Origin of the sequence: Clostridium sp. MF28 (genome assembly GCF_002969175.1) — a bacterium.
GTDB classification, from domain to species: Bacteria; Bacillota; Clostridia; order Clostridiales; family Clostridiaceae; genus Clostridium; species Clostridium beijerinckii.
This window is the reverse complement of the sequence record NZ_CP014331.1, coordinates 3,555,790-3,568,961: the sequence shown is the minus strand read 5'-3', so window position 1 is coordinate 3,568,961 and position 13,172 is coordinate 3,555,790. Positions and strand designations below refer to the sequence as shown.

10 protein-coding genes are annotated in these 13,172 nt (G+C 29.9%); all 10 read right to left on the bottom strand.

The features are described from left to right. Nucleotides 1-23: 23 nt before the first annotated feature. Nucleotides 24-1,199, bottom strand: a complete 1,176-nt coding sequence (iadA, locus tag AXY43_RS15545; RefSeq protein ID WP_039772707.1) for a beta-aspartyl-peptidase — start codon at nucleotides 1,197-1,199, stop codon at nucleotides 24-26. Nucleotides 1,200-1,359: 160 nt separating this feature from the next. Continuing rightward, complete coding sequence (locus AXY43_RS15540) at nucleotides 1,360-2,631, bottom strand: tetratricopeptide repeat protein (protein WP_087702594.1); 1,272 nt, start codon at nucleotides 2,629-2,631, stop codon at nucleotides 1,360-1,362. A 144-nt stretch (nucleotides 2,632-2,775) separates the two neighbouring features. Continuing rightward, on the bottom strand, nucleotides 2,776-4,395 hold the full coding sequence (ptsP, locus tag AXY43_RS15535) for a phosphoenolpyruvate--protein phosphotransferase (protein ID WP_017209683.1): 1,620 nt from the start codon (nucleotides 4,393-4,395) through the stop codon (nucleotides 2,776-2,778). A gap of 230 nt (nucleotides 4,396-4,625) precedes the next feature. Further along, entirely contained in the window at nucleotides 4,626-5,660 is a 1,035-nt protein-coding gene (locus AXY43_RS15530; RefSeq protein ID WP_039772711.1) for a ribonucleotide-diphosphate reductase subunit beta, read from the bottom strand. Nucleotides 5,661-5,913: 253 nt separating this feature from the next. Further along, nucleotides 5,914-8,145: a ribonucleoside-diphosphate reductase subunit alpha gene (locus tag AXY43_RS15525; RefSeq protein ID WP_017209685.1), complete on the bottom strand. Its 2,232-nt coding sequence runs from the start codon at nucleotides 8,143-8,145 to the stop codon at nucleotides 5,914-5,916. Between the two features lie 196 nt (nucleotides 8,146-8,341). After that, on the bottom strand, nucleotides 8,342-9,697 hold the full coding sequence (locus AXY43_RS15520; RefSeq protein WP_017209686.1) for a sensor histidine kinase: 1,356 nt from the start codon (nucleotides 9,695-9,697) through the stop codon (nucleotides 8,342-8,344). Further along, nucleotides 9,669-10,361: a response regulator transcription factor gene (locus AXY43_RS15515; RefSeq protein WP_011967544.1), complete on the bottom strand. Its 693-nt coding sequence runs from the start codon at nucleotides 10,359-10,361 to the stop codon at nucleotides 9,669-9,671. The genes AXY43_RS15520 and AXY43_RS15515 overlap by 29 nt, the downstream gene beginning before the upstream one ends. 65 nt (nucleotides 10,362-10,426) lie before the next feature. Next, nucleotides 10,427-11,185, bottom strand: a complete 759-nt coding sequence (locus AXY43_RS15510; RefSeq protein WP_017209687.1) for a tetratricopeptide repeat protein — start codon at nucleotides 11,183-11,185, stop codon at nucleotides 10,427-10,429. A 40-nt stretch (nucleotides 11,186-11,225) separates the two neighbouring features. Beyond that, the gene (locus AXY43_RS15505) at nucleotides 11,226-11,783 is read right to left on the bottom strand and encodes a Fe-S-containing hydro-lyase (protein ID WP_017209688.1); all 558 of its coding nucleotides are present in this window, start codon (nucleotides 11,781-11,783) and stop codon (nucleotides 11,226-11,228) included. 204 nt (nucleotides 11,784-11,987) lie between these two features. Further along, nucleotides 11,988-12,830: a fumarate hydratase gene (locus AXY43_RS15500; RefSeq protein WP_023974811.1), complete on the bottom strand. Its 843-nt coding sequence runs from the start codon at nucleotides 12,828-12,830 to the stop codon at nucleotides 11,988-11,990. Nucleotides 12,831-13,172: the final 342 nt, after the last annotated feature.

Sequence of the window (13,172 nt, the reverse complement as noted above, 5' to 3'; positions counted from 1 at the left end):
ATATAACCCATCTCTTATTACAATTACTTTTCAAAAAATCCTTTTACAATCACTTCTCCATTCTCCATCATTTTCTTTCCATTTGCAAAAACCATTTCTATATCTAAAGATTTTTCATCCACTATCACTAAATCTGCATCTTTTCCTAACCCAATTGCTCCTTTATTAGCTAATTTCATGATTGAAGCAACGTTCGATGTTACTACTTTAATAGCGTCTTCAATTGGCACATTTTGTTCAGTAATTGCATATTTAATTTCCCTGTATAATGTTGAAACTGAGCAAATTTCATATCCTTCTAACTTTCCGTCCTTATCAAATTTCTCCATGCTTCCATTTCCATCTGAAGTGAAAGTTATATGATCTATAGGTAATTTTTCATCTAAGTATTTTTTTAATCCTTCACCAGCTCTAAGTTCACCTTCTCCTAAATTCTCTAGGTCACAGCTGGTTGTTAAATCAATGAAACCACCTCTTTTAACATACTCTAAACCTTCCTTAAATAGCTTACCGTTTCTATTGATATGAGTCGGCAATAACTGAGTCTCAGGAATTTCTGTCTTATCTAGTAATTCAAATAAATAATTTAATTTCCTGTTTCCTTCACCTAAATGTATGTTAACAATTCCACACTTATTTGATAGAAGACCTCCAACTCTACTTTCTGCTACTGCATTTGCAAATACTTCAAAGGTTTGCTGAGAACTTCTATGATCTGAAATAGCTATTTCCCCTATTCCGATTATTTCTTCAATCAACATTAAATCGCTTTTAATTGAGTCTGTTACAGTCTTAACAGGCAACTCATATGAACCAGTAAAACAGTATGCAGACATGCCATCTTGTTTTAGTGCTTTCGCCTTTGCTATCAATGATTTCATACTTCTGCATGTTCCATCTGTTCCTATACATCCTACAACCGTGGTTATTCCTGCCTTAACCAAGCTAGATAATGGCATTTCAGGAGTTCTTGTGTTATATCCACCTTCGCCTCCAGCACCTATAATGTGAACATGACCGTCTATAAACCCTGGGAAAAGTAATTTATTTCTTCCATCAATAACCTCAACATCTATCGGAGCAATTTTAATATTAAGATTTTCATATATACCTTCTATTTTGCCCCCGGCTATCACAACATCTTTTATTCCAAGGTGTTTAGGTGCATACACGTTACATCCTTTAATTATTGAAATCATATTCTCACCTATCCTTTATTTAAATAAATACTCTAAATCATCACATCTAATAATAAAATGCCGATTATGTGATTATCTTTTCCTAATAGATATATTAATATGACAGTAATTTACTTTTAAATTAAGAAGAATAAGTAATTTCTAATTTGAAACTTATTTCTTATTCCTTAAGTATATTTTTTATATTATTATTAGCATACATTGAATCTGGATAATTATTTATTAGTATACTTGCATATTGCTTACTCTTATCCATATTTATAGAACTGTTTAGTAATGCAAGATCATAGAGTGATTCCTCTACATATACACCATTAGGATACTGACTATAATATTCCTCATATTGTTTTATAGCTGCAGAGTTGTCAGATAACTTTGAAGAGCTGCTTGCTCTATAAAATAATATATGTTCTTTTAAACTATTCCCTTCACAGTATGTATATGCTTTATCTAAAAAAGCTTTAGCATCTGAATATTTATTTTCATTAAAACTCTTTAATCCATTTTCATAAAATCTTGAAACCCCTTGATTTTTTATTAAATCAACAGCTTGCTTATATACTTCTTGATCATCACTAGTTATAGACTCCTGTTTAATATCCTTTATTTGTTCATATATACCATCTAAATCATTGGTATTTATTAATGCTATCATCTTATCTTTATTAAAGTTAATATTATTATTATTATGTTCATCTTTTACTTCTTCTTTTAATATCTCCGGAGCGGATTCTGTATTATCCTTTACCTCATATGTATCAGCTTCTTTATTAATATCACTTTCATCTTTCGTTGTTTCTTCAACGGTATTATTTAAACTCTTATATTTTGATACAGCTGCATATCCACCCACTACAATAGCGACCACTATAACCATAATTATTATTCCAAATAACCCCTTTGAGGAGTTTCTTTCCTCTATAAATGTTCCACTGTCTTTCAATTCTTTCTCGATTTTTTTTGCTGTAATTGCATTCTTATCGATATTTAGTACTTTCTCTGCATATTCTCTTGCTCTGTAGAAATCACCTTTCCTTTGATAGCACATAGCAATTCCAGTATTCACCTTAATAGCATTAAAGTCACTTTCTGCACATCTCATAAATATATTTAATGCTTTATCAACCTTTAACTGCTTTAATGCTTGTTCTCCCTGCCTAAATAACTCTAATCTCTTTCTATCTAAAATAGAATCATTTATGTAACTTTTTGCAATATCATCATTATTTAAATCACTATTCATCTTCCATACTGTAACTGCTTGGTCTAAATTACCCTTTTGATATAATAAGAGCCCTTTAAAGTTCAATACATTTGGGTTATCTAAACCTTCTAGTAATATATCTTCACATATTTCTAAAGCTTTATCTATTTGTCCCATCTCATAGTGACTCATAGCTTTATCATGAGCCCTTTTAACCTTTTTATTCATAAAATTCCCCTTTGTAATTCTTAATGCAATATGTTCTATCAGTTCATAATATATATTATATCGCACTCAATTATAATAATTAAGTATAAAAATTAAAGCTACCTCAATTAATTTTGAGATAGCCTTAATTATATAAACGATATATTATTCTTGTTCTAACATTATCTTTTTAGCATTTAAGATTGATGTAGCACTCATTGAGAATTCATCTAATCCATATTCAACTAATGTTGGGATAGCTGCTTCATCTCCAGCCATTTCTCCACACATTCCAACCCATTTACCGTGTTTATGAGCTCCATCAATAGTCATCTTTATTAATCTTAATACTGCTGGATGCATTGGATTATAAAGATATGAAACTTTTTCGCTCATTCTATCAGCTGCTAATGTGTATTGAATTAAGTCATTAGTTCCTATTGAGAAGAAATCAACATGTTTAGCTAATTCATCTGCATAAACTGCTGCTGCTGGAATTTCAACCATTATACCCCATTGGATCTTTTCTGAATATTCTTTTCCTTCAGCTTTTAATTCTGCTTTACATTCTTCAACAACTTCTTTTGCTTGCTCAAATTCTTCTAATCCAGAAATCATTGGGAACATAACTGCAAGATTTCCATATATAGAAGCTCTAAGCAATGCTCTTAACTGAACTTTAAATATATCTTTTCTATCTAAACAAAGTCTTATTGCTCTATATCCTAAGAATGGATTCATTTCTTCTGGTAATGGTAAATATGGAAGCGTTTTATCTCCTCCGATATCTAAAGTTCTTATAACAACTTGCTTACCTTCCATTTTTTCAAGAACAAATTTATATGATTCATATTGTTCGTCTTCTGTTGGAGCACTATCTCTATCCATGTATAAGAACTCTGTTCTGAATAATCCAACACCGTCTCCACCATTTGCTAAAACACCTAGTACATCTTCTGGTTTACCAATGTTTCCGCAAACTTCTATTCTTCTACCTGATTTAGTAGTTGTTTTAACATCTATTAATTTCTTTAATTCTTCTTGTTCTGCTTGGAATTTTGCTTTTTTCTCTCTATATTCTGCTAAAACTTCTTCTGATGGATTTATAATAACATCTCCTGTTATTCCATCAACTATAACTGCATCTCCTGTTTTAACAGCTGTAGTTATATCACCTAATCCAAGTACTGCTGGAATTTCTAAAGTTCTAGCCATTATAGCTGCATGTGAAGTTCTTCCACCTATATTAGTTATAAATCCAACAACCTTAGTTCTATCTAATCCTGCTGTATCAGATGGAGTTAAATCATGGGCTACAACTACTGTATTTTCTTCAGTAATTGCAAAAGAATCTCCGCCCTTACCTGCAAAATTTGATAATATTCTCTTAGATACATCTTTAATATCAGCAGCTCTTTCTCTCATATATTCATTATCCATAGATTCAAATATAGCAACAAAAGTATTTGCAACACTCTCAATAGCCTTTAATCCATTTATACTATTATTTTCAATTTCCATCATCATTGCTCCAGTAAATTCTGGGTCATCTAATAATGTAATGTGTGCTTCAAATACAGCTGCCTTCTCTGCACCCATTTCTTTTTCTGCCTTATCTTTAATAGCTTCTAATTGTACTTTAGAATCATCTAATGCTTTTTGCATTTTTGCTTTTTCTGCATCTATATCTGCAATTTTACTGTCATTTATAATGATTTCCTCATGCTCTTGTAAAAATACTTTTCCTATTGCATATCCTTTAGAAGCAGCAATACCTTTTTTCATAATATGGAACTCCTCCTTGATTGTAAATTTCATTTATTAAGTAAGTATTTCTTACATTAATTCGTGTATTTGCAAGTTTTATTTTAAGTATAAACCTTTTCTATTATAACATAATTCACAAAAAAATTAACTTAAATTTAATCGTTTTTTATGATTTTTACTAAAAAAAGTATCTCTTCGTTTATCTATTACCATCTATTCCCTATTATTTTTATATTTTATAAATCTATTTATAAATCATCAATCAAAGTTGTCACTTTTGCATACGCTGTAGATCTTGCTTCGAAGAAATCAGTTTTAACAGAATTTGCATTTGATAGAGTATCTACCCATGAAGCTGGGTTCTTATCTTGTTCTTTGAATAATGGAGATAAATTTATTTCTTTCAATCTTTTATTTCCTAAATATTTTATATAATTTTCAATTAATTGCTTATTTATCCCTTGTATCTTATCTCCTATAACATAATGTCCCCATAAAATTTCTTGTTCTACACCAATCTTCATCATATTTCTTAATTCATTTTTTACTTCTTCAGTAAATAGCTCCGGATTTTCATTTTGTAGCTCTTTTATAATATTTCTAAAAAGCCACAGATGAGTATTTTCATCCCTATTTATATACCTAATTTCTTGTGCTGATCCTGGCATCTTACCATTTCTCTCCAGGTTATAGAAGAACATAAATCCAGAATAAAAATATATACCTTCTAATATGTAATTAGCCATAAGTGTTCTTAATAAATTGTATTCCGTTGGATTCTCTATAAATTCATTGTATAAGTCTCCTATGAATTTATTTCTTTTCAAGAGTATCTCATCATCTTTCCATTGATATAATATTTCATTCCTTTTTTCAGGAGAACATATGCTATCAAGCATGTAGCTATAGCTTTGCGAATGTACTGCTTCTTGAAAACTTTGAATTGTTAAACACAGATTTATCTCACTTGCTGTAATATAATTATTTATATTACTTAAGTTTGCTGTTTGTATAGAATCTAGAAATATTAAGAATGATAATATCTTATCATATGCAATTCTTTCTTCTTCTAATAGGTTTTGATAATCCTTTAAATCTTGTGAAAGATTTACTTCCTCCGGTATCCAGAAATTATTCATTCCTTGCCTATACCAGTCTGAAACCCAGCTATATTTCATATTATTAAAATCATTTAAATTTGTAGTATTACCGTTTATAATTCTCTTTTTACTGATTTCTCTATCTCCCAACTCATTAAAAAGAGGTTTTTTATTTATAGTCATATCTGCACTCCTATTCTCTAAGCATTATATAGCTAACATGTGTTAGTTATATAGCAATTAATTCTAAAAATTTTATATCTAAATATATCATAATTATTCATATATTTTATTTTTCATAAGTTCAAATAACCAAGTAGTATCAAAGAACTAAATTAACTTGAGAACTCAAATATAAAATTTGAGTTCTCGTTTATCAATCTCACTATGTATAACCCCTAATACTAAGTATTGATACATAGATTATAAAGTACACTTACGCTGAACAAGTTTCACATTCTGTCACTTCTAATGATTTTGATCTGACATAATATATAGATTTAACACCACATTTACATGCCTCTATATATAAGTTCATTATTTGCCTCATTGTATAGCTACTCGTTATATAAAGATTAAAGGATTGACCTTGATCTATATGCCTTTGACGTATTCCATTCATTTTAACACACCACATTTGTTCTATATTATAAGCCGAATTATAATACCAATAATTATCTTCTGAAAGATTTGGTGCAGTCTTAGGAATTATACTCCCCTTTTTTTCTTCTAAATAGAATCTCGCCATAATAGGATCAATTCCTTCTGTTGTTCCTGCAATTGTTGCCGTCGAACCATTTGGTGCTACTGCAATTAAATATCCATTTCTAGTTCCAAATTCATGAACTAGCTCCTTTAGTTCATTCCATTTAGAGCTATTGTAGTTTCTTAATCTGAAATACTCTCCAGTATCCCAATCAGATCCCTTAAACAATTCATAGCATCCTTTTTCTTTTGATATGTTCATACTGGCTTTTATAGCATAGTAGTTTATCTTCTCATAAATTTTATCCACAAAACCTTTATGTTCTTCTTCCGTCCAATGTATCTTATTGTTAACAAGCATATGATGATATCCACTAGTTCCAAGACCTATTGCCCTATACCTTTTGTTCGTAATCTCAGCAAATGGAACTGAATAATAGTTTAAGTCAATTACATTATCCATTGCTCTAATCTGAGTTTCAACAACATATTCTACCTCTTCATCATTACATACATCTATATTTCCAAGTACTACTGATGAAAGATTACATACAACAAAATCTCCTGGTATTATTTTCTCAACCACAGCATATTCATCTTTATCACTAAGAATTTGACTTTTTTGTATCTTCATCGGACTCATATTCTGCATGATTTCAGTACATAAATTTGATGAATATATCATTCCGTTATGCTTATTAGGATTCATTTTATTGGTTATATCTCTATAAAATGCGAATGGTGCTCCTGTTTCGACTGCACTCTTTATGATTAATCTCACTAAATCTTTTACTGACATTACTCTTTTCTCTATTCGCTCATCGCTTACACATTCATAATACTTTTCTTCCCATTGCTCTCCATAAAAGTCTTCTAATGCATATCCTTTAATGTTCTTAATCTCATGTGGACACATCATATACCAATTAGCATCTATATCATTTTCAGCAAGCCTCCAAAATAGGTCTGGATAACATATACCAGGAAATACGTCATGTGCCTTTTTCCTATCATCCCCATTATTAGTCCTTATTTGAAGAAACTCAGGAATATCCTTATGCCATGCATCTAACCATATTGCTACCGAGCCATTTCTCACACCTAACTGATCTACAGCTATTGCTGTATCATTAAATAATTTAACCCACGGTATTACCCCTCCAGATGCTCCCTTAAATCCTCTTATTGGTGAACCTAATGCTCTAATTTTCCCCATATATATACCCATTCCACCGCCAAATTTAGATACTTTAGCGAAATTATCAAGCGATTTATAGATTCCCTCTAAACTATCTTCCACTGAATCTATAAAGCATGAACTTAATTGATAAAATGGCTTTCGTGCATTAGACATTGTCGGAGTTGCCATAGTGGCTTTTAACGAACTAAGTACATCATAAAATCTCTTTGCCCAATATACTCTATTTTCCTCTTTCTCTGGAATTGCAAGATGCATAGCTATTCCCATAAACATTTGCTGAGGAAGCTCTATAGGGCTTCTATTATAATCTTGAACTAAATATCTACTTGCTAAAAGATTGATTCCACTATAATTAAATAGAAAATCCCTTTCCGGCTTTATATCCTTCTCCAGTTCTAAAATATCTTCTCTTGAGTAATTCTTTAAAATATATTCTCCATAAAGACCTCTTTCAGTTAGAGATTCAATAAATTCGTAATAATCCTGGTATAAATTCTTATCATCCTCTAAATTTCTAGAACTTCTAACTCTATCATAAAGTTCATATGTATACGCCCTAGCTGCTACATATTGCCAATTAGGCTCCATATCTGTAGTTAATTCCAGCGCTACTTGTATCAATGAATTTCTTATTTCTCTTTTATTCATATCTTTTCTTACAATTGGATTTAAAGCATCTAATAATTTATCTTCTGTATAAAGTCCCTCATTATCTTTAATTGTATTAATAGCATCTTTGCATAATTCACTCAAAAGCGACATTCAATTATCTCTCCCTACTACATATTGTGTTTTTTGTATGTAATTTAATTCTTCTATACAACATATCGTATATTATAATTGTTAGCATCATAATTGTAAAACCTTAAAATTTATAGATATATATGAAAAAAGTAGCTAATCTTTAGTTTTCTATAGATTAACTACCTAATTGATAAAATTTATTTATTAATATTTTTTATCCCTTATTTATTGGAAGCATAAGATAAATTTTAAACATATCTCCTTCTTTTTTTATTTTAACTTCTCCACCATGAAGTTCAACTATACTCTTTGTGATTGCTAGACCTAGTCCAGAACCCTCTACTTTAGAATTTCTAGACTTATCCCCTCTTGCAAATCTTTCAAACATTTCGTATTCATTAAAATCCATTTCGTAATTAGCAATATTTTTCACGCCGACATTAACATAATCACCATCTATTTTTACATTAATATAAACCCTAGTATTGCTCATTGAATACTTTAGTGCATTAATTATTATATTTTCTAAGGCTCTTGACATCATCTTTCCATCAAGTTCCATATATACAGCATCTTCTTCACTTGTTACTTTAAAGGAAATATTTTTTTCCTCATATAAAGTACTGTATTCACCTATACCTTGATGTATTAATGATAGTATGTCTATTAACTCTCTATTTAACTTAATTTTCCCACTATTGATTTTTGACATTTCAAATAAATCTTCAATTAATACTTTTAATTTTAGCGACTTTCTCTCTAATATTAACAAGTATTCTTCTCTTTCTTCCTCCGTTATATCACTATTCTTTAGTATGTTAACATAATTTATAATTGATGTTAAAGGCGTCTTTAAGTCATGCGATACATTCGATATTAATTCTGTTTTCAGTTTCTCATTGTGGACACCATCTTCTAATATTTCCTTATATCCCGCTTTTATTAAGTTAATATTTTTTGCAAGCTCTTTTATCGCAGGCGATCCATCCAATTTAATATCATCTTGCAAATTTCCTTCACTAACTCTTCTGAGTGCATCATTTACGACTATTATGTCTAGAGTCTTCTTTAATGCATACATCATAGTGAAAAATAATATTATAATAACAAATACACTTCCTTTAAACGGATACGTTTGAAAAAACTTCACAAATATATTATTTTCATATCCTCCAGTAGCAAGAAAATATAAATATGCAATTAACAATATCAATGCTAATGCAATGGATATTATTAATTTGCTCCTTGTTTCTTTATAATGAAATCCATTTTTAATTACAAAAATCACATTATTAACAAAATCAGATTGTATTCTAGGTGAATTTTGATTCTTTTTCAATATGAAAATAATCTTTGTAATAAACGCCACATATATGACAGCTAAGAAAATTAGTCCTCTTAAATCACTTTTAATTCTATTAACTGCTAAACTGTGTTGCGACCTATTGATCTGTATATAATCACCCAATGCTGAAAGTAAAAATAATGTTATCAATGCTACAATTATTATATCTACTAAATAGATGCTACTAAAATATAGCCTAATCTTCCTTTTCAATCTTGTATCCAATCCCCCACACCACCTTGATATATTCAGGCTCTTTTGTGTTTATCTCAATTTTTTCTCTTATTCTCCTAATATGTACGGTTACTGTATTTTCACTTTTGTAAAATATCTCTTCCCATACGTGTTCGTATATCTCTTTAATAGAAAATACTTTTCCTAAGTTTGATGCTAGCAAATATAATATTTTGTATTCTGTAGCTGTTACCTTAACATCTTCTCCTCGCAAAGTAATCTTTTTTGCAACAGTATCTATTACTAAATCTTTAACTTTAATTATATCCTTCCCCTCTTCTACATTTAGAGGTTTCTCATACCTTCTTAATTGAGATTTAACTCTTGCTACCAATTCTAAGTGGTTAAATGGTTTAGTTATATAATCATCCGCCCCTACATTTAATCCTAATATTTTATCTGAATCTTCGCCTTTTGCAGATAACATTATTATAGGTAAGTTTTGACTTTCTCTTATCTTTAAACAAGTACGTATCCCATCAAATCTAGGCATCATTATATCTAGTATAATTAAATGTATTTTTTCTTTTTCAAGAATATCTAAAGCTTCCAATCCATCCTCAGCCTTAAATACTTTTAAATTTTCGCCTCTTAAATATATTTCAATTGCATCTCGTATTTCCTTTTCGTCATCAACTACTAATACATTGAACATACAAATTCCTCCTAAAGTCCACGTCTCACATAATATTGTTTTACAATGAACTTATCTTCTAAATATTAATTATACACTGCTTTTTTAAATTCTTCTGAATCTTTAACTGGATCAAAATCATGTTCTTCTTTTGCTATCTCCTTTATTGATGCATCTATTTGTATTGCTTTATTCAAATACAGCATTGTATTTTTTATGTCTCCTCTTCTTCCATAAATAGATGCTATACCATAATAACTCCATTCATAAGCTTCAACATCTAAAGCCTTATTATACCATTCAAGTGCATCATCCATTCTTCCATATAATTCATATGTAAGTGCTTTATTAAACCTTGCATATCCATAATTGTTATCAATACTTAATGCCTTATCTATATCATCTATACCACTATTAAAATCTCCATTATAAGACTTCGCAATTCCTCTTATATTATATCCCATTGCATTACTTGGAAATTCATTTATAAGCAAATCTGCTTTGCTAATTGACTCAATGTACTTATGTGAAAAAAATAAATTATATGCTTCGTCGTATAATTCATTTTCCCTTTCCGAATAACTAGACTTTTCATTTGTTTTATCATTAACAGCCTTTTTAGAATCATCCTTCATATCTATACTTTCTAGTTCTTTATTGGCTACATTATTATCTGATTGTTGCGTTCCCTCAGGCATTATTATTTCTTCTTCTTTATATTTCTTATCCTTGCTATTTCTATTTTCTATAAATTCATGAGATATTATTCCCAATGCTATTAGTACTAACACAAATAATAGTATTCTTTTATTTTTCTCTTTTCCTGGTAACTTAATTCTGCTCATATATTTCTCCTTTTAATACGGCTTAATATATAACTTCATTTTATTTTACCGAATCTAAATATTCTCTTTGACCAATTTCATACAAGTTATTTCCTTGAGCATCTATAATAACAACTAGAGGCATATCCTTAACCTCCATTTTTCTTATAGCTTCAGCACCTAAATCTTCATAAGCGATTATTTCAGACTTAATAATACTTTTTCCTATTAATGCGGCTGCCCCTCCAATTGCTCCAAAGTATACTGCCTCATTGCTTTTGATTGAACTAATTACTTCACCGTTTCTTGCACCTTTACCTATCATTCCTTTTAGTCCAATGTCCATTAATTTAGGTGCATAAGCATCCATTCTGTAGCTAGTTGTTGGACCAGCAGATCCTATAACAGTACCTGGCTTAGCTGGTGATGGTCCAACATAGTATATAACCTGATCTTTTATATTAAAAGGCAGTTCCTTCCCTTCATCAAGCAATTCTATCAATCTTTTATGTGCGGCATCTCTAGCAGAGTATATTATCCCACTTAACAAAATACTATCTCCTGCTTTTAATTGTCTTATCTTTTCTTCATTAAGAGGTGTCTCTAATTTAATTTCCATACCTTTTCTCCAATCATACATATAATTTCAATTTTTATTTCTAATGCATTCTTACCAATTAGACTTTTAATAAAATATATGACTCTAAAAAATTTAATCCATCAAAGCTTCATCTTAAGCAGTCAAATAATCAAAGTTAGATAGTTCATAAAGAATTAGCTATGTTATTTAGAACTTATATATATCTTATTTAAATCATAGTTTTTATAGTATTACCTCTTTATGTCTAGTAGCATGACAATTTATATTTACCGCAACAGGTAACCCCGCAATATGCGTTGAATAAGTCTCTATATTTAACCCTAATGCAGTTGTTTTACCTCCGAAGCCTTGTGGTCCAATTCCCAATTTATTTACTTCTTGTAATAGTTCCAATTCTAATTCCTTATAAAATTCATCTTCATTCCTTATATTGATGGGTCTTAATAATGCTTTCTTAGCTAAGTATGCTGCCTTATCAAAAGTCCCTCCAATTCCAACACCTATTACCATAGGAGGACATGGGTTAGGTCCTGCCGCTTTAACTGTATCTATTATGAACTTCTTCACTCCATCCAGTCCATCTGATGGCTTTAACATACCTATTTTACTCATATTTTCAGAACCAAATCCCTTTGGCGCTAATATGATCTTAACCTTATCACCATCCACTATGTCATAATATATTATAGCTGGAGTGTTGTCCTTTGTATTAACTCTTCTTATCGGATCTTTTACTACCGATTTTCTTAGAAATCCTTCCTCATATCCCCTACGTACGCCTTCATTAATAGCATCTTCAATCCTTCCACCAACTAAATGAACATCTTGTCCTATTTCAATAAATACACATGCCATTCCCGTATCTTGGCACATAGGCATTTTTTCATTTCTTGCAATTTCTGAATTTATTAATATCTTATCTAAAACATCGGATGCTAATTTCCATGGTTCTTCTTTCTTAGCATTTAATAATGCATCATTAATATCTGATCCTAAGAAATAATTAGCTTCAATTGATAAATTTTTAATAGCTTCTGTTATAAGTTCAACATTTATTTCTCTCATTCTTACAGCTCCTTTATTATCGCTTATAAACTATACATTTATACTTATTACTACATATAAGTTTAAAAGTATTTCTTACTATTTACAACCCCAAATAAATTTTATTTAATCCAATAATTCTCAGACCTCCATACAAGCAATTGCGGTATATACTGTACATCATAATCATAAACGGAGCATTCCCTATGATGATTTTTAGTATTTTCCTGCTTAATATTACTAAATACTTTCTCTATTTTTAAATTTATCGCTCATAATTATAGTTCATTACTACTATAATTATATATATGTTGCAATAACTGGCTTACATTTAGAATACTTGTAAGCCAAGTATTGAATTTT